Origin of the sequence: Rhizobium sp. AP16, assembly GCF_000281735.1 — a bacterium.
Lineage (GTDB): Bacteria > Pseudomonadota > Alphaproteobacteria > Rhizobiales > Rhizobiaceae > Rhizobium > Rhizobium rhizogenes.
In genome coordinates, this window is record NZ_AJVM01000004.1 from 1 (window position 1) to 22,569 (window position 22,569).

25 protein-coding genes and 1 tRNA gene are annotated in these 22,569 nt (G+C 60.7%); 13 read left to right on the plus strand and 13 right to left on the minus strand.

Annotation, left to right across the window (positions count from 1 at the left end):
* From PMI03_RS03715 to PMI03_RS03725, 3 genes are all read right to left on the minus strand, one after another.
* Positions 1 to 1,428: cobaltochelatase CobT-related protein (locus tag PMI03_RS03715; RefSeq protein ID WP_007689991.1), on the minus strand; the 1,428-nt coding region annotated here is incomplete at its 3' end.
* 17 nt (positions 1,429 to 1,445) lie between these two features.
* Positions 1,446 to 2,435, minus strand: a complete 990-nt coding sequence (gene cobS, locus PMI03_RS03720; RefSeq protein ID WP_007689997.1) for a cobaltochelatase subunit CobS — start codon at positions 2,433 to 2,435, stop codon at positions 1,446 to 1,448.
* A gap of 308 nt (positions 2,436 to 2,743) precedes the next feature.
* Positions 2,744 to 3,364 (minus strand): J domain-containing protein, encoded by a 621-nt coding sequence (locus PMI03_RS03725; protein WP_007689999.1) that lies wholly within the window; start codon positions 3,362 to 3,364, stop codon positions 2,744 to 2,746.
* 106 nt (positions 3,365 to 3,470) lie between these two features.
* Here PMI03_RS03725 and PMI03_RS03730 point away from each other — a divergent pair, with 106 nt between their 5' ends.
* Entirely contained in the window at positions 3,471 to 3,758 is a 288-nt protein-coding gene (locus PMI03_RS03730) for a BolA family transcriptional regulator (protein WP_007690001.1), read from the plus strand.
* A gap of 6 nt (positions 3,759 to 3,764) precedes the next feature.
* Here PMI03_RS03730 and PMI03_RS03735 read toward each other — a convergent pair whose 3' ends face one another.
* The 4 genes from PMI03_RS03735 to PMI03_RS03750 all read right to left on the minus strand — a co-directional run bounded on the left by PMI03_RS03735 (position 3,765) and on the right by PMI03_RS03750 (position 7,589).
* Positions 3,765 to 5,075 carry an HlyC/CorC family transporter gene (locus PMI03_RS03735; protein ID WP_007690002.1) on the minus strand — a complete coding sequence of 437 codons (1,311 nt, stop codon included), beginning with the start codon at positions 5,073 to 5,075 and terminating at the stop codon, positions 3,765 to 3,767.
* Complete coding sequence (gene aroB / locus PMI03_RS03740; RefSeq protein ID WP_007690004.1) at positions 5,072 to 6,205, minus strand: 3-dehydroquinate synthase; 1,134 nt, start codon at positions 6,203 to 6,205, stop codon at positions 5,072 to 5,074. The genes PMI03_RS03735 and aroB overlap by 4 nt, the downstream gene beginning before the upstream one ends.
* Entirely contained in the window at positions 6,202 to 6,792 is a 591-nt protein-coding gene (locus PMI03_RS03745; RefSeq protein WP_039973614.1) for a shikimate kinase, read from the minus strand. Before PMI03_RS03745 ends, aroB begins: the two co-directional genes overlap by 4 nt.
* Positions 6,793 to 6,998: 206 nt before the next feature.
* Entirely contained in the window at positions 6,999 to 7,589 is a 591-nt protein-coding gene (locus PMI03_RS03750) for a shikimate kinase (RefSeq protein ID WP_039973617.1), read from the minus strand.
* Positions 7,590 to 7,749: 160 nt separating this feature from the next.
* Between PMI03_RS03750 and PMI03_RS31305 the strand changes: the two genes are divergently transcribed.
* The 5 genes from PMI03_RS31305 (at position 7,750) to PMI03_RS03775 (ending at position 11,665) form a co-directional block, all read left to right on the plus strand.
* Positions 7,750 to 7,917 (plus strand): hypothetical protein, encoded by a 168-nt coding sequence (locus tag PMI03_RS31305; protein WP_007690010.1) that lies wholly within the window; start codon positions 7,750 to 7,752, stop codon positions 7,915 to 7,917.
* 11 nt (positions 7,918 to 7,928) lie between these two features.
* The gene (gene xerD / locus PMI03_RS03760) at positions 7,929 to 8,888 is read left to right on the plus strand and encodes a site-specific tyrosine recombinase XerD (RefSeq protein ID WP_007690012.1); all 960 of its coding nucleotides are present in this window, start codon (positions 7,929 to 7,931) and stop codon (positions 8,886 to 8,888) included.
* A gap of 63 nt (positions 8,889 to 8,951) precedes the next feature.
* Positions 8,952 to 9,905: an acetyl-CoA carboxylase carboxyltransferase subunit alpha gene (locus PMI03_RS03765; protein WP_007690014.1), complete on the plus strand. Its 954-nt coding sequence runs from the start codon at positions 8,952 to 8,954 to the stop codon at positions 9,903 to 9,905.
* 229 nt (positions 9,906 to 10,134) lie between these two features.
* Entirely contained in the window at positions 10,135 to 11,439 is a 1,305-nt protein-coding gene (locus PMI03_RS03770; protein ID WP_007690016.1) for a murein L,D-transpeptidase family protein, read from the plus strand.
* Positions 11,432 to 11,665: a sulfurtransferase TusA family protein gene (locus PMI03_RS03775; protein ID WP_007690018.1), complete on the plus strand. Its 234-nt coding sequence runs from the start codon at positions 11,432 to 11,434 to the stop codon at positions 11,663 to 11,665. Before PMI03_RS03770 ends, PMI03_RS03775 begins: the two co-directional genes overlap by 8 nt.
* Before the next feature lie 125 nt (positions 11,666 to 11,790).
* On the opposite strand, the gene PMI03_RS03780 is transcribed toward PMI03_RS03775, so the two are convergent.
* Positions 11,791 to 12,972: a GTP-binding protein gene (locus PMI03_RS03780; protein ID WP_007690020.1), complete on the minus strand. Its 1,182-nt coding sequence runs from the start codon at positions 12,970 to 12,972 to the stop codon at positions 11,791 to 11,793.
* Between the two features lie 13 nt (positions 12,973 to 12,985).
* Complete coding sequence (locus tag PMI03_RS03785; RefSeq protein ID WP_007690022.1) at positions 12,986 to 14,152, minus strand: D-alanyl-D-alanine carboxypeptidase family protein; 1,167 nt, start codon at positions 14,150 to 14,152, stop codon at positions 12,986 to 12,988.
* A 308-nt stretch (positions 14,153 to 14,460) separates the two neighbouring features.
* Between PMI03_RS03785 and PMI03_RS03790 the strand changes: the two genes are divergently transcribed.
* From PMI03_RS03790 to PMI03_RS30685, 4 genes are all read left to right on the plus strand, one after another.
* Complete coding sequence (locus PMI03_RS03790; protein WP_007690024.1) at positions 14,461 to 15,621, plus strand: M20 aminoacylase family protein; 1,161 nt, start codon at positions 14,461 to 14,463, stop codon at positions 15,619 to 15,621.
* Between the two features lie 120 nt (positions 15,622 to 15,741).
* A tRNA-Arg gene (locus PMI03_RS03795) sits at positions 15,742 to 15,818 on the plus strand.
* 76 nt (positions 15,819 to 15,894) lie between these two features.
* Positions 15,895 to 16,068, plus strand: a complete 174-nt coding sequence (locus PMI03_RS32000; protein ID WP_409033796.1) for a hypothetical protein — start codon at positions 15,895 to 15,897, stop codon at positions 16,066 to 16,068.
* A 48-nt stretch (positions 16,069 to 16,116) separates the two neighbouring features.
* The gene (locus tag PMI03_RS30685) at positions 16,117 to 16,395 is read left to right on the plus strand and encodes a hypothetical protein (RefSeq protein ID WP_174052595.1); all 279 of its coding nucleotides are present in this window, start codon (positions 16,117 to 16,119) and stop codon (positions 16,393 to 16,395) included.
* Positions 16,396 to 16,418: 23 nt separating this feature from the next.
* Here PMI03_RS30685 and PMI03_RS03805 read toward each other — a convergent pair whose 3' ends face one another.
* Entirely contained in the window at positions 16,419 to 16,664 is a 246-nt protein-coding gene (locus PMI03_RS03805) for a DUF6074 family protein (RefSeq protein WP_007690031.1), read from the minus strand.
* A 276-nt stretch (positions 16,665 to 16,940) separates the two neighbouring features.
* Here PMI03_RS03805 and PMI03_RS03810 point away from each other — a divergent pair, with 276 nt between their 5' ends.
* On the plus strand, positions 16,941 to 17,534 hold the full coding sequence (locus PMI03_RS03810; RefSeq protein ID WP_007690034.1) for a GNAT family N-acetyltransferase: 594 nt from the start codon (positions 16,941 to 16,943) through the stop codon (positions 17,532 to 17,534).
* Between the two features lie 34 nt (positions 17,535 to 17,568).
* Here the strand turns inward: PMI03_RS03810 and PMI03_RS03815 are convergent, their stop codons facing one another.
* The gene (locus PMI03_RS03815; protein ID WP_039973618.1) at positions 17,569 to 17,835 is read right to left on the minus strand and encodes a BON domain-containing protein; all 267 of its coding nucleotides are present in this window, start codon (positions 17,833 to 17,835) and stop codon (positions 17,569 to 17,571) included.
* A 205-nt stretch (positions 17,836 to 18,040) separates the two neighbouring features.
* Here PMI03_RS03815 and dxr point away from each other — a divergent pair, with 205 nt between their 5' ends.
* Complete coding sequence (gene dxr / locus PMI03_RS03820) at positions 18,041 to 19,234, plus strand: 1-deoxy-D-xylulose-5-phosphate reductoisomerase (protein WP_007690038.1); 1,194 nt, start codon at positions 18,041 to 18,043, stop codon at positions 19,232 to 19,234.
* 51 nt (positions 19,235 to 19,285) lie between these two features.
* On the opposite strand, the gene PMI03_RS03825 is transcribed toward dxr, so the two are convergent.
* Positions 19,286 to 20,554: an alginate lyase family protein gene (locus tag PMI03_RS03825; protein WP_309574314.1), complete on the minus strand. Its 1,269-nt coding sequence runs from the start codon at positions 20,552 to 20,554 to the stop codon at positions 19,286 to 19,288.
* 108 nt (positions 20,555 to 20,662) lie between these two features.
* On the opposite strand from PMI03_RS03825, the gene PMI03_RS31455 reads away from it, so the two are divergent.
* Entirely contained in the window at positions 20,663 to 20,815 is a 153-nt protein-coding gene (locus PMI03_RS31455) for a hypothetical protein (RefSeq protein WP_229202545.1), read from the plus strand.
* 354 nt (positions 20,816 to 21,169) lie between these two features.
* On the opposite strand, the gene hemA is transcribed toward PMI03_RS31455, so the two are convergent.
* Entirely contained in the window at positions 21,170 to 22,381 is a 1,212-nt protein-coding gene (gene hemA / locus PMI03_RS03830; RefSeq protein WP_039973619.1) for a 5-aminolevulinate synthase, read from the minus strand.
* Positions 22,382 to 22,569: the final 188 nt, after the last annotated feature.

Genomic DNA, 22,569 nt, shown 5'->3' on the forward strand with positions numbered 1-22,569 from the left:
CGGCTTGCCGCCGGGGAGCCACTTTTCGCGCGCCTGTCCGCCCTTCCAGGCCTTGGTGGTGAAGCCGAGAATCTCGACCTTGACACCGCAACGTTCCAGCGTGCGCGCCAGAATGTCGGCGCAGGAGGCCGCAACCGTGATCGGCCGGCCGCGCATCGAACCGGAATTGTCGATCAGCAGCGTCACAACCGTATCACGGAACTGCGTGTCGCGCTCCATCTTGAAGGACAGCGCCTGCATCGGATCGATGATCAGACGCGTCAGACGCGCCGGATCGAGATAGCCCTCTTCCAGGTCGAAGTCCCAGGAGCGGTTCTGCTGCGCCATCAGGCGACGCTGGAGGCGGTTGGCAAGCCGCCCGACCGCACCCTGCAGATGCGCAAGCTGCTTGTCGAGGAAGGCACGCAGGCGCTCGAGCTCGACCGTGTCGCAGAGTTCCTGCGCCGTCGTGGTCTCGTCGTATTCCTCGGTGAAGACGTGGTAGTCGACCTTTTCGTTGAAGTCGGCAAAGGGCGTGTTCGGACGGCGGGTTTCGCCCGGCGTTTCCGAATCCTCTTCACCCTCTTCGCTCATGTCGTCATCGGAGATTTCGGCGCCGTCCATCTCGCCGTCGTCCATCTGCTCGTCGGAGGCTTCGCTGTCCTCGGCCGGCGCGGAGTCGGAGCCATCGTCGCTCTCGACATCCTGGTCGTCCTGATCCTCGCCGCTCGGCTTGTCTTCCTCGGCAGACTCCTCGTCGGAATCCGGCTCCATTTCCTGGTCGCCGTATTCCTCGGCCATTTCCATGGCCGTCAGCATGCTGCGGACGGCGCGGGCAAAGCTTTGCTGGTCGTTGATGCTGGAGGTGAGATTGTCGAGTTCGCCGCCGGTCTTTTCTTCGATGAAGGACCGCCAGAGGTCGAGCACCTTGCCCGCACTTTCCGGAGGCTTCTGACCGGTCAGCTTCTCGCGCACAATCATCGCCATGGCTTCGCCGATCGGCGCATCTTCCTGCCGTTCGATGCCGGAGAAGTTCGCCTTGGCGTATTTTTCCGAATTCATCGAGTTGAGGTTGGAGGCCACGCCGCTCATGCGCAGGGCACCGATCGATTCGACCCGCGCCTGCTCGACCGCATCGAAGATCGAGCGGGCGTCGGCGCCTTGCGGCGCCATGACGGCATGCACGCGGGCATCATGGCAGGCAAGCCTGAGCGCCATCGAATCGCCGAGACCGCGCGTCACCGCCAGCTCATGCGCCGTCGGCCGCTTCGAAAGTTCCGGCAGGCGAATGCGTTCGCCCGTCATTCCCGGGCGCTCGTTGGCGAAGGCAACCTCGACCTCGGCATCGCCTGCGATCGAGCGCACGCAGCCGGTAATCGCCCGACGCAACGGCTCCATGTCCACCGGGGCGCCCGGCTTCGCTTTGGAATTGTCTCCGCGACCTGACATGACTTGTCGGTTCTTCCTTAGGCTTCGAGCACGATGTTGGCAGCACTTTCCTTCAGCTCGATGCCGAAGGCGCGCTGATAATGCTCGGCGACCAGCGGCCGCTCCAGCTCATCGCACTTGTTGAGGAAGGTCACGCGGAAGGCGAAGGCGACATCGCCGAAGATTTCCGCATTTTCCGCCCATGTGATGACCGTACGCGGGCTCATGACGGTCGACAGGTCGCCGTTCATGAAGGCAGCGCGGGTCAGATCAGCGACGCGAACCATCTTGGATACGGTGTCGCGGCCCTTCTCCGTGCGGAAGGACTTCACCTTGGCGAGCACGATGTTGACTTCGTTTTCGTGCGGCAGGTAGTTCAGCGTCGTGACGATCGACCAACGGTCCATCTGCGCCTGGTTGATCTGCTGCGTGCCGTGATAAAGGCCGGTCGTGTCGCCGAGGCCGATGGTGTTGGCGGTCGCGAACAGACGGAAGGCCGGGTGCGGACGGATAACGCGGCTCTGGTCGAGCAGCGTCAGGCGGCCGGAGGATTCCAGCACGCGCTGGATAACGAACATCACGTCCGGGCGGCCGGCGTCGTATTCGTCGAAGACGAGCGCGACATTGTGCTGGTAGGCCCAGGGCAGGATGCCGTCCTTGAATTCGGTGATCTGCAGCCCGTCCTTGACGACGATCGCGTCCTTGCCGACGAGGTCGATACGGCTGACATGGCTGTCGAGGTTGATACGCACGCAGGGCCAGTTGAGGCGGGCGGCGACCTGCTCGATATGCGAGGACTTGCCGGTGCCATGGTAGCCCGAGATCATCACGCGGCGGTTATGGGCAAAACCGGCGAGGATGGCGAGCGTCGTCTCGCGGTCGAACAGATAGTCGGTGTCGAGATCAGGCACATAGGCGCCGCCCTTGCTGTAGGCCGGAACGCGAATATCGGAATCGATGCCAAAGACGTCACGGACCGAAACGGTGGTGTCGGGAGTCTCGGAAATATCAAGGTCAATCTTGCTCATCATGTCTCCAAGGCGGGTGACTGTCACCCAGCCATATCAATCTCAGCCATTTGTATCATGACGCCGCAGTTTATTGCCCGCATCCGTCTGGTCGGAACATCGGCGATACTTCTCCGGGACTGAAGCGAAACCTCGACGCGATGAAATGATCGCTTGCGAGCATTCTTGAACAGAGTCCCGGACAAGAAACGCCGCGTCCGGAAAGTCGGCCGAGGTGCAGCCAGCCAATTGCGCACCCTGCCGCAGTTGCCTGCGGCTTCAACCGATTTGGACCATACCTGATTGAAGACGGAGAGCAAGGACAGGAATTAACAAAAACCGTTCTGTTTCAATAATTGATAAGCCTGGATGACCGCGCGGAAGCGCTCCTCCGAGCCACGGTCGCCGCCATTGGCATCCGGATGATGTTTTTTCACCAGTTCCTTGTAGCGACTCTTGATTTCCGTCGAGGTGGCGTTGGCGCCGAGACCCATCGTATCGAAGGCCTTTGCCTCCAGCGTCTTCAGCTTGCGCTGCTCCGGAAAGCGCGGCCCGCTGCCCCGGCCGTCGCCATCCTTGACGAAGCCGAAGGGATCGCGAACCCGGGTATAGGCACCGGAGCGGACTTCCGATTGCAGCGGGCTGTTCTTCGCCGCCTTGTTGACGCCGACGGTCCAGGTCGGACGATGGCCGGTGATCGCTTCCTTCTGGTAGCGCGCGATCTCGCCGTCCGAGAGGCCGGAGAAATAATTGTAGCCCTTGTTGTAGTCCTTGACGTGCTCGAAGCAGAACAAAAAGAACTGCCCTTCCGCATTGCGCCCGACCGGAGCGCGATGCGTACCCTTTTTGTCGCAGCCGTCCCACTGGCATGTCGGCGGCGCTTGTTCGGGCTCCGGCTCACGTCTGCGGCGGGTTCGAATGCGATCGAAATATTTTGAATCAAGTTTCATGACGCCCTAATTATGAGGCCTCGATTACCCCACAACAAGAATTGACAAATGGGAATGTTATAGGCTTTGTGGGAACCTTTTTCGCGAACGAGGACATGGCGGGAATATGGAAACGACGCTGCAATCCCGCATTGAAAAAAAGCTCACGGACGCCTTCGCGCCCGAGCGTCTTGCGGTCATCAACGAAAGCCACATGCATGCCGGCCACCAGCCCGACATGACCGGAACCGGCGAGACTCATATAAGAGTTCGAATCGTCTCCGCCAAATTCGCCGGTATGCCGCGCCTTGCCCGCCACAGGGCAATCAACGAGCTTTTGAAACCGGAACTGGATGCAGGGCTGCACGCGCTCGCCGTGGAACCGGCGGCGCCGGGCGAAGCGGTACGTTGGTAGAAAGCCTTATTCCGGCTTGTTCTCTTCCGTCTCGGCGGGGCGGATGCGCAGCTTGGTGATGCGGTTCTTTTCCCGCTTCATGACGATGAAGCGCTTGCCGTAGAAGGTGAAGGCCTGGCGCTCTTCGGGGATGGTCATTGATTCGTGGATGACCAGGCCGGCGATCGTCGTTGCCTCCTCGTCCGGCAGATGCCAGTCAAGCGCGCGGTTCAGGTCGCGGATCGGCACCACGCCATCGACGACGATCGAGCCGTCCGCCTCCTGGCGCACGCCCTGGATATCGAGATCGTGCTCATCGGCGATATCGCCGACGATCTCTTCCAGAATGTCTTCCAGCGTGACGATGCCCTGCACCTCGCCATATTCGTCGACGACGACGGCGAAATGCTGCTTGCGGCGCAGGAAGGCATTCAGCTGGTCTTCGAGATTGGTGCTGTCGGGCACGAACCAGGGCTTCTGGGCGATCTTGACGATATCCAGGTTCTCCGGCTCGGCATTGCGCTCGGCCAGCGCCCTCAGGAGATCCTTGGCGTGCACGACGCCGATGATGTTGTCGATCGTACCGCGCCAGAGCGGCATGCGCGTATAGGGGCTGTCGAGAATGGCGCGCACCACGACATCGGGCGGATCGTCGGCATTGATGGCACGCATCGCCGTGCGGTGGACCATGATATCGGAGAGTTCCAGCTCGCCGAGATCGAGCACGCCGCCCAGACGGTCGCGGTCAGCCTTGACCACCGACCCCTCGCGATGCAGCAGATCGACGGCGCCGCGCAGCTCCTCATGCGCCGACAGCATCGACACTTCCCTGGAGAGGTTGATGCCGAAGACGCCGAGAATCTGCCGGACGATGGCATTGACGAAACTCGATATCGGCCCGACGACGGCGACAAAGAGGCGCACGGTGCCGGCAACATTGAGCGCAAACCGATCCGGCGCCGAGATCGCCCAGCTTTTCGGCAGCACCTCCGCGAAAATGACGAGGATGATGGTCATGGCCAGCGTTGCCAGCGCCACGCCGGAATTGCCGAAGAGACCGAGAAATACGCTGGTCGCCAGCGACGACGCCAGAATATTGGCGAGGTTATTGCCGATCAGCAGCGCACCGATCAGGCGGTCGCGGCGTTCGATCAGCTTGCGCACGATCCCCGCCCGCTCGTCGCCATTGACCTCCAGCGTGTGAATGCGGCTACGCGAAGCCGCCGTCAGCGCGGTTTCCGAACCGGAGAAAAACGCCGACAGCAACACGAGCACGACGATCGAGGCGATCTCGGGCCAATATTCCAACAGAACCGCCAGCGTGCCTTCGACCGTCATTGCGGATGTTTTTCCTTGAGGAAGCTCAGAACCTCGGAGGACGGGACATCGTCGGCCACGAAGGACTGGCCGATGCCGCGGGTGAGGATGAAGGTGAGCTGTCCGCTCTTGACCTTCTTGTCTTGCGCGATCGCATCCATCAGCACTTCGGCTGGCGGCAGCTCGCCTGGAATATCGCCCATGCGCGTCGGCAGGCCGACCGCCTTCAGATGCGCCTCGACACGCTTGGCGTCGTCAGGGCTTGCCAGATTGAGGCGCGAGGAAAACTCATGCGCCAGCACCATGCCGATCGCTACCCCCTCGCCATGCACCAGCCGGCGGCTGTCATAGGCGGTGGCGGCCTCCAGGGCATGACCGAAGGTATGGCCGAGATTGAGCAGCGCCCGCGGACCGTTTTCGCGCTCGTCGGCAACGACGACATCGGATTTCGCCTGGCAGCTCGCGGCGATCGCCTCGATGCGCGCGGCACCTCCGGAAAACACATCCTGCCAATTCGCTTCCAGCCAGGCGAAGAAATCCGGCTTGTCGATCAGGCCGTATTTGGCGACTTCGGCGTAGCCGGCGCGGAATTCGCGTTGGCTGAGCGTGTTCAGCACGTCGGTATCCGCCAGCACCAGGTCCGGCTGGTGGAAGACGCCGACCAGGTTCTTGCCGTGATGCGTGTTGATGCCGGTTTTGCCGCCGACGGAAGAATCCACCTGCGACAGCAGCGAGGTCGGCACCTGCACGAAACGAACACCCCGGCGCACGATGCCAGCAGCAAAGCCGGAGAGATCGCCGATGACACCGCCGCCGAGCGCGATGACGGCATCGTTGCGCTCGATGCGCGCGGTCAGCACGGCGTCGCAGACGGTCATCAGATGTTCGAAGCTTTTGGTCTTCTCACCGGCCGGAAGCACCAGGCTGGACGACTGGATACCCGCCGCCTGAAGGCTCGCTGTCAGTGCATCGAGATAGATCGGCGCGACGTTTTCATCGGTGATAACGGCGGCCTTGCGGCCCTTCAGCCTCGTCGCGATTTCCGCGCCTGCCCGGGCAATCAGCCCCGGACCGATCAGAATGTCATAGGCGCGCTCGCCGAGCGGCACGCGGACAAGGCGTTCCGCTGGCGCGGATGTGATCGCATTCATGGCGTCTTGCTTTCCTGTCTTCCCTCGGCGATGGCCACAAGGACTTCATTGACCATGATATCCTTGTTCACATCGCGGGATAAAACCATGAGATCGGCTTCCGCGTAGATCGGATGGCGCACGTTCATCAGTCTTTCGAGGGTCTGTTTCGGATTCTCGGTTTTGAGCAGCGGCCGCGTATCGCGCTTGTTGACGCGATCCCAGAGCACATCGAGATCAGCCTTCAGCCACACCGACACGCCACTGCGTTTGACATGCTGGCGAGTGTGGTCATTGATGAAGGCGCCGCCACCGGTGGAGACAACGCGCGGCCCGCCCTTGAGCAGCCGTTTGATCACCCGCATTTCCAGTGCCCGGAACTCTTCCTCGCCGTAAGCGGAAAACAGTTCCGGGATCGTCATGCGCGACACACGCTCGATCTCGATATCCGTATCGACGAAAGGAATACCGAGCTGGTTTGCCACCGGCCGACCGATCCAAGATTTACCGGCCCCCATCAGCCCGACGAAGACAAGATTCCGCGCGCCCAGTGCGGCACGCGCCCGATCTCTGAGGCTTTCTGCAAGGGTCAGGACTTGTTCACTCATCGGCCCATTCACAATTTGTTTGGAAACGGTATCGTCAAATGCGCCTGTAGCGTCAAGACGCAGCAACGTAAACATGCCGCTTGCTGCCTATGATTATAACCGATCGCCCGACCAATGCTTGGGACGAGGAGAGTTTTTGAATGCCGACCCTGTTTCGTTTCCCCGTCATCTACGCGATGATTACCGGATCGCGAATGTGAGCCCATTCATGGCGTCTTGCTTTCCTGTCTCCCCTCGACGATGGCCACAAGGACTTCATTGACCATGACATCCTTGTTCACATCGCGAGATAAAACCACGAGATCGGCTTCCGCATAGATCGGATAGCGCGCGGTCATCAGTCTTTCGAGGGTCTGTTTCGGGTTCTCGGTTTTGAGCAGCGGCCGCGTATCGCGCTTGCTGACGCGCTCCCACAGCACATCGAGATCGGCCTTCAGCCAGACCGACAAACCGCTGCGTTTGACATGCCGGCGCGTACGTTCGTTGATGAAGGCGCCGCCACCGGTGGAGACGACGCGCGGCCCGCCCTTGAGCAGCCGCTTGATCACCCGCATTTCCAGCGCCCGGAACTCCTCTTCGCCGTAAGCGGCAAACAGTTCCGGGATCGTCATGCGCGACACACGCTCGATCTCGATATCCGTATCGACGAAAGGAATGCCCAGCTGGTTTGCCACCACCCGACCGATCGAAGATTTACCGGCCCCCATCAGCCCGACGAAGACAAGATTACGCGTGCCCAGTGCGGCGCGCGCCCTGTCTCTGAGGCTTTCTGCAAGGGTCAGGACTTGTTCACTCATCGGCCCATTCACAATTTGTTTGGAAACGGTATCGTCAAATGCGCCTTTAGCGTCAAGACGCAGCGACGTAAACATGCCTGCATTATCCTTCGGCTAACGCTTGATGCATATGATTATAACCGATTACCGGACCAATGATTGGGACGAGGAGAGTTTTTGAATGCCGACCCTATTTCGTTTCCTCGTCATCTGCGCGGTCATCGCCGGATCGGTGTATGGGGCAATGTGGGCACTGGTTCTCTTCGTCGATCCACAGCCGCGCGACGTGACGATCCGCCTGCCGTCGGAACGGATCAATCCACCGACGACCGGCTCGGTGAAACCATGAGGGCTGAGGCCATGGCGAGGGATTTGAGCCGCGTCCATATGGAAGCCTTTCTGGAAATGATGAGCGCGGAGCGCGGAGCGGCGATCAACACGCTGCAGTCCTACGAGCGCGATCTTGATGACCTCCACTCCTTTCTGTCCGAGCGCAGCGTCCGCCTGACCGAGGCCGGATCGAACGATCTCGGCGCCTATCTCTCCGGACTGTCGCGCCAGGGCTTCAAGCCGTCGTCACAGGCACGCCGGCTTTCGGCCATGCGCCAGTTCTACAAGTTCCTCTATGCCGAGGGGCTGCGCACGGACGATCCGACCGGCATTCTCGACGCGCCGAAGAAGGGCCGCGCCTTGCCGAAGACCATGGGGGTCGAGGAGGTGACGCGCCTTCTCACCCAGGCGGAAAAGGAAGCAGCCGAAGAAAGCCCCGATCAATTGCAGCGCCTGCGCATGTTGGTTCTCCTGGAACTGCTCTATGCCACCGGCATGCGCGTCAGCGAACTCGTGACCCTCCCGGCCAAGGTGCTGGACCAGGAAGGGCGCTTCCTGATGATCCGCGGCAAGGGCAATAAGGAGCGGCTGGTGCCGCTGTCGCAATCGGCCATCGCGGCGCTAAAGACCTATGGCAAGCTTCAAGCGCAGGTGGCGGCCAGCGCCAAGCAGCCGGCCCCGGAAAGCGCCTGGCTCTTTCCCGCAGCCTCCAAGCAGGGCTATCTGCCGCGGCAGGTTTTTGCCCGCGACCTGAAGGATCTTGCCATCCGCGCCGGGCTGACGCCGTCGCTGATCTCGCCGCATGTCATGCGCCATGCCTTCGCCAGCCACCTGCTTGCCAACGGCGCAGATTTGCGCGTGGTGCAGGAATTGCTCGGCCATTCCGACATTTCGACGACACAAATCTATACACATGTACTAGAAGAACGCCTTCACCAGCTGGTGCAAACGCATCACCCCCTTGCCAAACAGGGCAAAAAACAGGAATAGGACCGGCACATAGATTATACGAGCCGGCTCTCGTCATAGGCAAAAGGATCGGAAACGCACCTCATGCACAATTATCTCGACTTCGAAAAACCCATCTCGGACCTCGAAGGCAAGATTCACGAGCTCAAGAAGCTCGCGAGCGAAGATGAGAGCATCGACACTTCGGACGAAGTGGGCCGGCTCGAGATTCGCGTTCGCGAGTCGATGGCCGACATCTACTCAAAGCTCAACGCCTGGCAGAAGACGCAGGTTGCCCGCCATCCGCAGCGCCCGCATTTCGTCGACTATGCCAAAGCGCTGTTCACGGAATTCACGCCGCTGGCCGGCGATCGCAAATTTTCCGAGGATGCCGCCATCCAGGCAGGCTTCGCCCGCTTCCGCGGCCAGCCCGTCGCCGTCCTCGGCCAGGAAAAGGGCAACGACACCAAGTCGCGCCTGAAGCATAATTTCGGCAGCGCCCGTCCCGAAGGCTACCGCAAGGCGATCCGCATCCTGGAAATGGCCGACCGTTTCCAGCTTCCGGTGATCACCCTCGTCGATACCGCGGGCGCCTATCCCGGCGTCGGAGCCGAAGAGCGCGGTCAGGCGGAAGCGATCGCCCGCTCCACGGAAATGTGCCTTGGCCTCAAAGTGCCGATCATCTCGCTCGTCATCGGTGAAGGCGGCTCGGGCGGCGCGATCGCGATCGCCGTCGGCAACCGCGTCTACATGCTCGAGCATTCGATCTACAGCGTGATTTCGCCCGAAGGTGCGGCCTCGATCCTCTGGCGCGATTCCACCCGCGCCAAGGAAGCCGCCACCAACATGAAGATCACCGCCGAAGACCTCAAGGGGCTTGGGATCATCGACGGCATCATCCCCGAACCGCTCGGCGGCGCGCATCGCGACCCGCAGACGGTGATCGCGGCGGCCGGCGACGTGATTTTCAACGCGCTCGGCGAACTCTCCAGCCGTTCGGGCGAACAATTGCGCAGCGACCGCCGGCAGAAATTCCTCAATATGGGTCGCAATCTCTAATTCGGATTTGAGATCTGTGATCGCTCGGAACGGGAATGAGGCCAAATCTTGGCCACATTCTTGTTATCGAAGCATTATTGGCAAAGAAAAGCTTGCGACCACGCCGCGGGCGCGTCATAGGCTGGTAAGGAATTATCAAGCATAAGCCGTCTATGCTTCCGTTTCATGTTTGGAAGGGGCGGCGAAACAGATCGTACGGCCGCTCTTCGCATCTATGGACTAAGTCAGAATGCGTATCCGTCACCTTGCCTATATGTCCCTGATGGCGCTGGCTCTCGCCGGCTGCAACGACGCGCTCGATACCGCGTCGATCGACCTGTCGAAGGTAAAGAACAAGGTCGAGCAACCGCTCCCCGACCGCATCCTTGCCGATATGACGAAAAAGGGCATGGACCGCAATTCGCCGATCATGATCCGTATCTTCAAGGAAGAAGGTGCGATGGAGATCCTCAAGGCGAACCAGAACAATCGTTTCGAAGTGATCGCCAGCTACAGCATCTGCGCCTGGTCCGGCCGTCTCGGCCCGAAGGTCAAGGAAGGCGACCGGCAGGCGCCGGAAGGCTTCTACAATCTGACGCCGGCCAACCTCAATCCGAACTCCAAATACTATCTCGCCATCAATACCGGCTTCCCGAACCGCTATGACGCCGCCAATGGCCGCAGCGGCAACAACCTGATGATCCACGGCGCGTGCTCGTCGTCGGGCTGCTATTCGATGACCGACCAGCAGGTGCTGGAAATCTATGCCTTCGCGCGCGACGCCTTCAAGGGCGGTCAGAAGACAATCCAGCTGGAAGCCTTCCCCTTCCGCATGACGGCGGAAAACATGGTCAAGCACCGCCTCAGCTCCAACATCGAATTCTGGAAGATGCTGAAGGTCGGCTACGACAATTTCGAAGTCACCAAGCGTCCGCCGGAAGTCGAGGTCTGCGAAAAGAAATACGTCTTCAACCAGCAATCCAGCGGCCCGTTCACGGCCGGCGGCAAATGCCCCGTGATGACGACACCGCCGGCACTGCAAACCGCGCTCGCAACCTATGACAAGCAATATCAGGCCGACTATGGCACCGCGCTGAAGAAATTCGACGGCATGGCCTGGTACGACCCAACCGAAGCCGAACGCAAGGCCGTCGTCGCCAAGCAGCGCAAGGGCCACGACCTCGCCTATGCCCCGACCGGCACGGCGCTCGCCGCCGGCAAGATGATGAAGGTCGCCGACCTGGAATCGATGATGTCGAACCAGTCGGCACAGCAGATCGCGCGCGGCGCCACTGCCACCAATCCGACAACGGCGAGCATCCGCATGGCAACGGCCGCTCCGGCTCCGGTGGGACCCGTTGCGCAGCAGCCGGTCCAGACCGATGAGATCGCAATCGCCACCAACATTCCCGCGAATGTGCCGATCCCGATGGCAAACCCCATGAACCCCGTGGTCAGCGCGCCGCTCGCCTACGCACAGCCGCCGGTGGAAACCGCGCAGACCGACTCGGCCAAGAAGCCGCCCTTTTGGAAGTTCTGGGCCAAGGGTGAATAGCCTGGACGACGGGGTCTACGACCTGCGCGGGCTGAAATGCCCGCATCCGGCGATCAAAACGGAAAAACGCCTGCGCGGCATGCCAAGCGGTGCGGTTTTAACCGTTGAAACGACCGATCCCCTGGCAATCATCGACATCCCGCATCTCTGCAACGAGCAGGGCCATATCCTGCTGTCGAGCGAGAAGACCGAACGCGGCCATCGGTTCGTGATCCGCAAGGGGTAGCCAATTGCAGCCGGTGGGCCATCCTCGTGGTTCGAGGGTCGCTTCGCTCCCGCCTCACCCTGTGAGGTGGCCCGCAGGGGCCTCAAAGGGCGAGGCGGGTGCCTGATGTAGGCAGTATTAGGCTCTCAGAACCGCATACCCGGAACGGCGAGCGGATTGTCCTGAAGTGCTGCTCGATCCGGCATGTCGATGCTCGGCTTGCTGAGGAACGCGTCGAACAGGCCCTTCACGAAATCCTCCGGCAGATCCTTGGTGATGATCACCATGCGCGTGCGCCGGTCGTTCGGATCGGGCCAGGCCGGCAGACGTACCGGCGGATGGAAGATATTCTGCACGCCATGCAGCACCACCGGACGCTCCGGCCTGTCGGACACGGAGACGATCGCCTTCATGCGCAGGAGCTTCTCACCATGCGCGGACCGCAGCAGGTCGATGAACATTTCCAGCGCGACCGGATCGATCGGCTGCATTTCGACGATCGAGAAGGATCTGATCGACCCGTCGTGACGGGTCACGTCATGGGCGTGCTGATGCCGGTGGCCATGATGATGGTGCCCATGTTCGTCATGGTGATGGTCGTGATCGTGCTCATGGTCGTGGTGGTGATGATCATGGTCGTGATCATCCGCCTCCAGCTCGTCGTGCAGCCAGCGGCCGACGTCGGCAATCTTTGAGGCGGGATCATAGAGGCCATTGACGAGAATGGCGGCGCGGCCGGCCTCATCGCTGTCGGCCTTCAGCATTTGCGCCCGTGGATTGAGTGTCCTTAGCCGGCTTTCCAAAGCACCTGCGGGAGCAGCGCCCTCGATACCGGTCTTGGAAACGATCACCCGGTCGGCAACCGCCACCTGCTTGCGCGCTTCCTCATGATTGTCGAGCGTCTGCAAGCCGTTAACGGCATCGACGACTGTGATCACGCCATCCAGATCGAAATTGTTGGCGATGATCGGATTGCCCATGATCGACTGCATCACCGGCGCCGGATCGGCAAGGCCTGTCGTCTCGATGACGACGCGCTTCAGCGGCTTGATGCGGCCAGTCTGCATGGCGTCCATCAGGTTCGCCAGCGTATCCACCAGCTCGCCGCGCACCGTGCAGCAAAGGCAGCCATCGGAAAGCTCGATGATGGCGTCGCCGGAGCTTTCGACCAGAAGATGGTCGATGCCGACATCGCCGAACTCGTTGATGATGACGGCCGCGTCGCGCATATCCGGATCCTTGAGGATGCGGTTCAGAAGCGTCGATTTACCGGCTCCGAGAAAACCGGTGAGAATCGATACCGGCACCCTCTGCTGCGGATTGCTCATGGTTCAGATCCGATCAGAAGGTGGGGCGCGGCATGGGGATCGGGATGCCGATAGCGGAACCCGAGGTGGCGATCTTGTCGCCCTTCGTGGTCTTGTCGCCCTTGGCCGTCAGATCGGTCTTGTCGCCCTTGCTGGCGGTCGCGGCGTCCTGCCCGCCGATCAGGCCGGCATAGACGAAGTTCGGCTCGTGATCCATTTCGTGGATATAGGGCGAGGTCACCTTCATGCGGCCGGCTTCGTCGCGCGTTTCGCTGCGAATCTTCGCGCCCTTGGCGCTGCAGATTTCGGCGGTGAGATCAGCGACCTGGTCCTGGCCCGGCCCATAGGGCCTGAGGTTCGCCAGCGTGTCCTTGCCGGAAAACTGGTTCTGGAAGCCCTTTTCCAGGAAATTGGCGGAATCATCGGCACGCGCCGCCAGGCTGTCCGTGCCGAGCACGACCGAGATCAGCGTACGACCATTGCGGGTGGCGGACGCAATCTGGTTGAAGCCAGCAGCGCAGATAAAGCCGGTCTTCATGCCGTCGGCGCCATCGTAGCGGCCAATGAGCATGTTGATGTTCGGCACCTGCTTGACGCCGTTGGTGAAACCTTCCAGCGAGAAATAGCCGGCATATTGCGGGAACTCGCGACGCAGCGCGACGCTGAGAACGGCAAGGTCACGCGCGGTCGTATATTGGCCCTGGCCGGGCAGGCCGTTGGGATTGATGAAGTGCGTGTCGAGCATCCCGAGACGGGCCGCTTCCGCATTCATGCGTGCCACGAAGCCCTGCTGCGAACCGCCGATCGTCTCGGAAACGGCCATGGCGAGGTCATTGGCGGACTTGACCAGCATCATCTTCAATGCATTGTCGAGCGTCATCTTCTGGCCCGGCTTGAAATACATCTTCGCGGCCGGCTGCGCGGAGGCAAGCTTGGACATGACGACGGGCGTGTCGAGCGAGACCTGCCCGGACTGGATGGCGCGGAAGGTGACGTAAGCCGTCATCAACTTGGTCAGCGACGCCGGGTACCACTTGCTGAAGGCTTCCTGATGATCGAGCACGCGGCCGGTATTGGCATCGACGAGGACGTGCGGATTGGCGTCGGCCACCTCAGCGGTCGACAGGAAAAGCATGGATACGGCGGCGGCCATGGGAACAAGCCGCAAGGCGGCATACAAACGATTCTGCTTCGTCGGCACGATCTATCCTTCAGAAGTCCGAAATTCTCTCGAAAGCTCCGCCTATTTAACCTATATGGCTAGGAGAAGGCAAAGGCGATCGACGAGTTTATTTACCCGGAGGACCATACATTCGCCGAAAGCGAAACGGGTGCTCCAGTTCCATGAATTCAGAGCATCTTACTCTTTTTCGACAGAAAAGTGGATGGTTTGGGATCACAGCCTTTTGATCATGCGCAGCGCTTTGAAACATGCGATGCGATGGTGATACGTGTTTGCCAGACCGAGTGCCGAACCCGAATCCGATATTGAGCAGCAGGAAAGTCAATATGCCGATCTTGAACAGAGCCGCCGAACTTCAGGACGAAGTGACCGAATGGCGCCGCCATATCCATACGAACCCGGAACTCCTCTACGCGGTGGAAAAGACCGCCGCCTTCGTTGCCGAGAAGCTGAAGGCGTTCGGCGTCGATGAGGTCGTCACCGGCATCGGCCGCACCGGCGTCGTCGGCCTGATCCGTGGCAAGGGTCCGGGCCGCACCGTCGGCCTGCGCGCCGACATGGATGCGCTGCCGCTCACCGAAATCTCCGGCAAGCCCTGGGCCTCCACCACGCCCGGCAAGATGCATGCCTGCGGCCATGACGGCCACACTGCCATGCTGCTGGGCGCCGCCAAATATCTCGCTGAGACCCGCAACTTCAGCGGCAACGTCGCCGTGATCTTCCAGCCCGCCGAAGAGGGCGGCGCCGGCGGCGACGCCATGGTCAAGGACGGCATGATGGAGCGCTTCGAGATCGCCGAAGTCTACGGCATGCACAACCTGCCGGGCCTGCCGGTCGGCCAGTTCGCCATCCGCAAGGGCCCGATCATGGCAGCGACGGACGAATTCACCGTCACCATCAAGGGCCGCGGCGGCCATGCCGCCCTGCCGCACAAGACAATCGACCCGATCGCCATCGGCGCCCAAATCGTCACCAACCTGCAGCTCATCGCCTCGCGCAGCGCCGACCCGCTGAAGTCCGTGGTCGTCACCGTCACCAAGTTCAACGCCGGCAACGCCTATAATGTCATTCCCGACAATGCCGGTTTCGCCGGCACGGTCCGCACTCTCGATCCGGCGATCCGCGATCTCGCCGAGCGGCGCTTCAAGCAGATCGTCGCCGGCATTGCCGCCAGCCACGACGCCGAGGTCGATATCGAATTCCAGCGCAATTATCCGGTGACCTTCAACCACGCCGACGAAACCGACTACGCGCTTGCCGCGGCCCGCGACATCGCGGGTGTCACAAACGTCGTCCCCGATGTCGATCCGATGATGGGCGGCGAGGATTTCTCCTACATGCTGAACGCCCGCCCCGGCGCCTTCATCTTCATCGGCAATGGTGACACGGCGGGCCTGCACAACGCCGCCTACGACTTCACGGACGAAGCTATCGCCCACGGTGTCTCCTATTGGGTCCGCCTCGCCGAACAGCGCCTGGGCGCCTGAGGCTCCGCCGCCATTTGCCGTGCGCCTGACTAGGGCGTACGGCACCGCAAAAGCGAATTGTCCCTAGGACGTAAAAGGGCTTGGCTTCGCGCCTTTGCTTTTGTATGGATCATCTCATGTGGTCTCGTAGCTCAGCAGGATAGAGCACCAGATTCCTAATCTGGGGGTCACGCGTTCGAATCGCGTCGAGATCACCATCTTCTTCCTGAAACGACCACTACAGCCTTTGCGCCGATGCCTCCGTCACGCTATCCTCCATCCATGACGCGGGTGATGGTGATCGGCAATGCGGGCGGCGGGAAGTCGACAATGTGCGGGGCGTTGAGCGCTGCTCACACGCTGCCCTATTACGCCATCGACAATATCCAGTGGAAGCCGAATTGGGTTCAGGCGTCTCCGTCTGAATTTGCCGCCTCCCACGAGGCCTGGCTTTCACAAGAGCGGTGACTCATCGACGGCTACGGATCGTGGGACTCCGTTCAACGTCGCATGGAGATGGCGGATACGATCGTTTTCGTCGACCACCCGATCTGGGTTCACTACTGGTGGGCCAGCAAACGCCAGGTGAAGTCGCTCTTCTTTGGCCGCCCGGACGGGCCGGAAGGATGCCCGATGTTTCCGGTGACCATTCGTCTCTTCAAGATGATGTGGTCGCTGCATCGGGACATCAGGCCAAAGCTGCTTGCGGCCATCGAAGCGCATCGCGGGCACGCCCGGATCATCCATATTCGATCGCCAAAACAGCTTGCCGTGTTTGCCGCCGATCCAAGATAGGCGGCCCCAGAGCTTCGAAAGAGCTAGGCCAGCGCCTCTTCCGCAGCGAACACCAACTCCAGCTCCATCTGAACCGCGCGCATGAACAGGCCGGCCTGATGACCGATCTCGTCCTCGGCGACGCCCTGCCCCCTTAGCCCGGCTGCAAATCCGGCCATTTCCGACCGCCAAAAGCGATTTGCCGCCTCCCCATGCAATTGCTGCAGGGCTTCGGCACACCGTCTTACGTCTGCGGTGCGTCTGTCGGCCGGGAACTGTAGAAGCGTCATACCATCTCCGTCATTGCGGTTCGAATCACATAGCAATGCCGGTACCATCGCCGCCAGTTCTTCATAAAACGTGAACCATCTCAGAAGATTGCGCTCGAACAGCCGATAGGGATGCGTGCCCAAACCAGAACACGGGCGCATGTGCTTGTCGCATAGGCTGCCCGCGGCTTGCCGATCGGCTTTTGCATATTGCTCTTGCAATTCGGCGCGCCAGTTCGGATTGCTGTTTTAACATCCGAACGTGATCGGCATTACCGTATCGACCAAGGAGCAGAGATGGCAGAGCAGCAAGCGAGCGCAAGCTCCATCGTCCTGGCCGAGCCAAGCCTGCTGAACTTATCGGGCTTCGAGGACGCGCTGGCAAAGGGATGGTCACCCGATCCCAGGCGCCAGCAGGACAATATCTATGTCGAAGCCGAGTTGGCGGCGCTCAGATATGACAGGGCGGGCTTCCTTGCCCGCTTTACATCCGGCGATATCGTTGCCACATCGGTGTCCGACCGCGCGCCTCAGCGCCTGGTCATCCGGCCATTCTGGATCTGGGATGGAGAATTCTGCGGCTACATCACATTTCGGCATCTGCCCGGAACAAGCCAATTGCCGCTTCATCTACCGGGCCATGTGGGCTACTCGATCGTCCCGTGGAAACAGAGCAGAGGCTATGCCACGCAGGCGCTACGGCTCCTGCTGCCAATTGCAGCGCAGGCCGGCTTTGAGAGAATAAGCGTCATCTGCAACGAAGATAACCTTGCATCGAGACGGGTGATCGAGAAAGTAGGCGGCGTACTCCACCACGCCGGTGCCGATCCATCGGATGACCCGGATACGATCAAGCTGTTCTTTTGGTTGGCAACATTAAGCGGCTTGTAAATCTATGCGCGCCGGTCACAGTTTTCCGCACACCTCACCCGACCAGGATCCTGTTCCTCACCAGCCTCACCCCCGGCATCGCCTCCGCCACCGCGCTTGCGCGCTTCACCTCGTCAGACGTCGCCACTGTTCCGGCGAGGCGGATCTCCTGGCCGACGGCTGTAACCGTGACGTCGGAGGCGTCGAGACCGCCGGCGACGGCGAGCGCATTGGCAACCTCGCACTCCAGCGCGGAACGCATCGCGTTTTCGCTTTCGATCGTCGGTGCGATGCCGTGAAATGTAGCCGCCTTGAAAACCATTACCTGCTCGTCTCCTGCCGTTTCGCCGACATGAAACGTGGCACTCGGCAATTTGTTCACCGGCGGCACGTAAATTATCATTAAAATCAGTAATCTCCGGAGTGCTGGGCCGGGAGCGCGCGTTCACCGCCAGGCCTGCGGACTTGCCGCCCTTCGCGATCTTCTGTAGAGCCATGGGCGACGACAGCAAGATGCGGATACCTGAATGACAACCGGGAGCAAGGCCAAACGCCGCCTGACGATATTGGGTTCGACCGGCTCGATCGGCCAGAACACGCTCGACGTCATTGCCCAACTGGGCGGACGCGACGCCTTCGAAATCGCAGCGATCACCGGACACGACAATATTGATCTCCTGGCAAGCCAGGCGAAAGCCTGTGGCGCCGCACTTGCCGTCACCGCCAATGAAGACCGTTATCAGGCGCTGAAGGATGCCCTAGCCGGCACCGGCATCGCCGCGGCCGCTGGCCGGAACGCATTGATCGAGGCTGCCTCCATTCCCTCGGACTGGGTAATGGCGGCAATCGTCGGCACGGCGGGCCTGGCGCCAACGCTTGAAGCCGCGCGGCGGGGCGCCGATATCGCGCTTGCCAACAAGGAATGCCTGGTCTCAGCCGGCGATCTTTTCGTGCGCGCCGTCGCAGAAGGCGGCGGACGGCTGATCCCGGTCGACAGCGAACACAGCGCTATTTTCCAGGCGCTGGAGGACGACCAGCAGCATGCGGTGGAACGCATCATCCTGACAGCCTCCGGCGGCCCCTTCCGCACCTGGTCGCGTGAGCAGATGGTCAATGTCACGCCGGCGACCGCGCGCGCGCATCCCAACTGGTCCATGGGTTTCAAGATCTCGATCGGCAGCGCCTCGATGTTCAACAAGGCGCTCGAGATGATCGAGGCCAAGCACCTGTTCAATGTCCGCCCGGACCAGATCGAGGTCGTGGTCCATCCGCAATCCGTCATCCATTCCATGGTCGGCTATACTGACGGCTCGGTGCTGGCGCAGCTCGGCTGTCCGGATATGCGTACCGCCATCGGCTATGCGTTGACCTATCCGTCCCGCACGAAACTCGACGTCGAGCGGCTGGATTTCACCAAGCTGGCGCGGCTGGATTTCGAGGCTCCGGATGAAGTCCGCTTCCCGGCGCTGCGTCTGGCGCGTACCGCCATGGAGCGCGGCGGACTGCAGGGCGCCATCATGAACGCCGCCGAGGAAATCGCTTTCCATGCCTTCGTGGATGGCCGTATCGGCTTCCTGGAAATGGCCGACATCGCCGAAGCCGTGATGGACCAGATGATCGCCACCGGCGCTGCCGAGACGATGGATGCGGTCTTTGCCGCCGATGAGGAGGCGCGCCGTCGCGCGGGCATCCTTGTGGCGCAACGGGAAAAGGCTGCGTAGCCGAGACTCCGGCGCAAATCCGAAAATCGAAAGCTCGTCGCCGCCAAACCGTCAGTTGAGCGTATAGAGAAGCGTGCCGTAGCCGAGCTGGTCATAGCCGCCACTGTTCGGGCCATAGTCGCCGCCGCCGCCTTCGGGACGAAGTTTAGCGGCGAAGGCGGAAACATTCGGGGCATCGAGCCCTTTCAGGACGACATAGTGGTTATAGAGCATCTCCCACATCGGCCGCTCCGTTCCCCGGCTCCCCTCTGAAATCACCGTCTGGGTGACGTCGCTGTTTTTATAGGTCGTGTACGGCACATCGTAGCCCAGATTGTATTTGGCGGCATATTCGGCACCGGCCAGCACGAGGTTGTTGTCGTAACCATAGAGATCGTCGCCCTGCGACCAAGCCATCTGGCAGATCGCGCCGACGAGAGCGATGTCGAGTGTCGTGTGTCCCTGGTCACGCCCCGACTCCTGGACTTGCGCCAGTCCGCCGTCATAGACCTTCCAGAACGTCTTGTTCAGCGCTCCATTTCCGGCGCCATTGTAGAGGTAGTCGATCGCCTCTTTGTAGATATCGACCCTATCCGTCAGCACCCCGATCGCCATTATCGAGGCAAGGTTGGAAAGATCCCAATTGGCCCAATAGTGGTCGACCTTGGCGCCGTTGTGCCGAACCAGAAAATCGTGGTTCATCGGGTAGAATATCGTAAGCATCATGGTCTGAAATCTGGCGAAATCATCGCCGGACCAGCCGCTATAGCCGCGCATGATCTCCGCCGCATTGGCCATTTCATAGCCGTAGATTCCCGCTGCGAGAAACTTGTCCGAGGTGCCGTCCACTTCCGTCAGCGTCGAGGACCAGTCGTTCAAGACCTTGATGGCCCTGATCGCGTAGGCCGGATCTCCACTGATCTTCCAGCGCAGAGCCAGGGCATAAGCGGCGGCGGCATCGTTGAAGAGCAGCGCATAGTTCTGGGCATGAACACCGTCATTGCCGCGAAAAATGACGGATACCGGCCTCGGCGTATACCCCAGTGACGCATGCCTGTTGTTGATCAGCTTTTGCCAGCCGCTGACGCTGGGCTCGGAACCGGCGGCGATCTGCTTGATGATCCGGTCGAAATCCGCTTGGCTCTGCAACAGGCCAGGATGGATGAATGTTCTTGCGCTGCTGCTTGTCGTGATCGTGTCGGTCTGGCCGGTAGCGCCGCCGTTGGTGGAAGCATTGTCGGAGGTCGAACTGGTGTTTCCTGCCGAAGCCTCCTCTTGCGGCGCGGCGGCACTCGTCGTGGAGACCGCGCTATCGGCTATGGCTCCTGCCTCCGATGTCACTGCCGATGAATCGCTGTTTGCGCTCGCTTGGCTCGTCGACGGCGCCGCTGTTTGAGTATCGGCTACGCTGTTATCAATCAGGTTTTTGTTCAACGCGGAGACAATGACATGGACAAGGATATCGACGGGATTCGAATTCTTGCAGCCCGCCAGGCCGAGGCAAAGAACCATCGCTACGACCAAACCAGCTTTTACTCGCTTGCTGCCATGGTCATGCACATACATAGTTCACCCGGATCCGCGTTGAGAAATTCCGCGTGACCGCCAGTTCTCGTAAGCCGCAAAACAGCTCGCCCACCGACAGCCTCGACTATTCCCCATGACATAGATCACGGGCTCAACGTCCTTAGACCTAATTTTAGAAATTGGAGCTGTCTGCGCTCGCTTAACGAATGCCGCCTTCCAGAAAACAGCGCATAGCGGATTTCATCTGCGCATTTTGTATCTCTGTCGAGATCGGAGGCAAGCCGATGTCGTTCGCTCTCCCGACCGGCAACAGCTATGCTCATAGAGCGGTTCCTGGAAAAGTTATTTGTCTGGTTTAAATCATGCATCGGCGCTGCTGAATGCTACCGCAATCAGCAGATGTCACGACAGGATCAGGATGACAGGGCTTTAGGCCACAGCCCTTGCCAGCGCGCAACGCGACCAGAGCGCGTGCAACGCTCCGACCAGATGCTCGATATCGGCGTCGGAATGCAGCGGCGTCGGCGTGATGCGCAGGCGCTCGGTCTTCTTCGGCACGGTCGGATAGTTGATCGGCTGGACGTAGACGCCGTTGTCGAGCAGGAGATCGGAGATCCACTTGCACTTGGCGGCATCACCGACCAGAACCGGTACGACATGGCTCGGGTTCGGCATATGCGGGATACCAGCGGCATCGAGCTGGGCGCGCAGCCGGCGGACACGGTCCTGATGGCGGGCGCGCTCGAACTGGCTGACCTTCAGATGCTGGATCGAGGCGACAGCGCCGGCGGCGAGCGATGGCGGCAGCGACGTCGTGAAGATGAAGCCGGAGGAGAAGGAGCGGATGTAATCGCAAAGCGCCGTCGATGCGGCGATGTAGCCGCCCATGACGCCAAATGCCTTGCCGAGCGTGCCTTCGATGACCGTCAGCCGATCCATCAGCCCCTCGCGCTCGGCAATACCGCCGCCGCGCGGACCGTACATGCCAACGGCATGCACTTCGTCGAGATAGGTCATCGCACCGTATTTGTCGGCGAGATCGCAGATTTCCTTGATCGGGGCGATGTCGCCATCCATCGAATAGACGCTCTCGAAAGCGATCAGCTTCGGCGCCTTCGGATCGGCGGCCTTGAGCTTGGCTTCGAGATCGTGCAGGTCGTTATGCTTCCAGATGACCTTGGCGCATTTCGCGTGACGGATGCCCTCGATCATCGACGCATGGTTCAGCGCGTCGGAGAAAACGATCAAGCCGGGAATACGCGCGCCGAGCGTGCCAAGTGTCGCCCAGTTGGAAATATAGCCGGAGGTAAAGATCAGAGCGGATTCCTTGCCGTGCAAATCGGCAAGCTCCTGCTCGAGCATGACATGGTAGTGGTTGGTGCCAGAAATATTCCGGGTGCCTCCCGCACCCGCGCCACAGTGATCGATCGCCTCTTTCATCGCCTCGATCACTTTGGGATGCTGGCCCATGCCGAGATAGTCGTTGGAGCACCAGACCGTCACTTCCTGCGGGCCGTTGGGCGTATGCCGGGTCGCGCGTGGAAAGCTGCCGCGATGACGCTCCAGATCGGCGAACACGCGGTAGCGGCCTTCCTTGTGCAGCCCGTCCAGCTCGCCCTTAAAAAATGCTTCGAAATCCATCATCTGCTCCAGAACCATGCAACCGTTTTTCCTGAATGCCGGTTCGCACGTCAACCCCTCAACATTGCTTTCACGCCCCACTGCGGCAAATGGCCCTTAATTTTGAACAATTCTAGACAAGAATAGACGATCACGGCGAATTGACAATTACAACCATGCCCGGCGCTGGGACGAACCGGAGGGCGACC

Bases quoted from the DNA above. Each gene is read 5' to 3' on its own strand.
- cobS (WP_007689997.1), bottom strand. From the start codon at position 2,435: ATGAGCAAGATTGACCTTGATATTTCCGAGACTCCCGACACCACCGTT.
- PMI03_RS03725 (WP_007689999.1), bottom strand. From the start codon at position 3,364: ATGAAACTTGATTCAAAATATTTCGATCGCATTCGAACCCGCCGCAGA.
- PMI03_RS03730 (WP_007690001.1), top strand. From the start codon at position 3,471: ATGGAAACGACGCTGCAATCCCGCATTGAAAAAAAGCTCACGGACGCC.
- PMI03_RS03735 (WP_007690002.1), bottom strand. From the start codon at position 5,075: ATGACGGTCGAAGGCACGCTGGCGGTTCTGTTGGAATATTGGCCCGAG.
- aroB (WP_007690004.1), bottom strand. From the start codon at position 6,205: ATGAATGCGATCACATCCGCGCCAGCGGAACGCCTTGTCCGCGTGCCG.
- PMI03_RS03745 (WP_039973614.1), bottom strand. From the start codon at position 6,792: ATGAGTGAACAAGTCCTGACCCTTGCAGAAAGCCTCAGAGATCGGGCG.
- PMI03_RS03750 (WP_039973617.1), bottom strand. From the start codon at position 7,589: ATGAGTGAACAAGTCCTGACCCTTGCAGAAAGCCTCAGAGACAGGGCG.
- PMI03_RS31305 (WP_007690010.1), top strand. From the start codon at position 7,750: ATGCCGACCCTATTTCGTTTCCTCGTCATCTGCGCGGTCATCGCCGGA.
- xerD (WP_007690012.1), top strand. From the start codon at position 7,929: ATGGCGAGGGATTTGAGCCGCGTCCATATGGAAGCCTTTCTGGAAATG.
- PMI03_RS03765 (WP_007690014.1), top strand. From the start codon at position 8,952: ATGCACAATTATCTCGACTTCGAAAAACCCATCTCGGACCTCGAAGGC.
- PMI03_RS03770 (WP_007690016.1), top strand. From the start codon at position 10,135: ATGCGTATCCGTCACCTTGCCTATATGTCCCTGATGGCGCTGGCTCTC.
- PMI03_RS03780 (WP_007690020.1), bottom strand. From the start codon at position 12,972: ATGAGCAATCCGCAGCAGAGGGTGCCGGTATCGATTCTCACCGGTTTT.
- PMI03_RS03790 (WP_007690024.1), top strand. From the start codon at position 14,461: ATGCCGATCTTGAACAGAGCCGCCGAACTTCAGGACGAAGTGACCGAA.
- PMI03_RS32000 (WP_409033796.1), top strand. From the start codon at position 15,895: ATGGTGATCGGCAATGCGGGCGGCGGGAAGTCGACAATGTGCGGGGCG.
- PMI03_RS30685 (WP_174052595.1), top strand. From the start codon at position 16,117: ATGGCGGATACGATCGTTTTCGTCGACCACCCGATCTGGGTTCACTAC.
- PMI03_RS03805 (WP_007690031.1), bottom strand. From the start codon at position 16,664: ATGACGCTTCTACAGTTCCCGGCCGACAGACGCACCGCAGACGTAAGA.
- PMI03_RS03810 (WP_007690034.1), top strand. From the start codon at position 16,941: ATGGCAGAGCAGCAAGCGAGCGCAAGCTCCATCGTCCTGGCCGAGCCA.
- PMI03_RS03815 (WP_039973618.1), bottom strand. From the start codon at position 17,835: ATGGTTTTCAAGGCGGCTACATTTCACGGCATCGCACCGACGATCGAA.
- dxr (WP_007690038.1), top strand. From the start codon at position 18,041: ATGACAACCGGGAGCAAGGCCAAACGCCGCCTGACGATATTGGGTTCG.
- PMI03_RS31455 (WP_229202545.1), top strand. From the start codon at position 20,663: ATGGACAAGGATATCGACGGGATTCGAATTCTTGCAGCCCGCCAGGCC.
- hemA (WP_039973619.1), bottom strand. From the start codon at position 22,381: ATGGATTTCGAAGCATTTTTTAAGGGCGAGCTGGACGGGCTGCACAAG.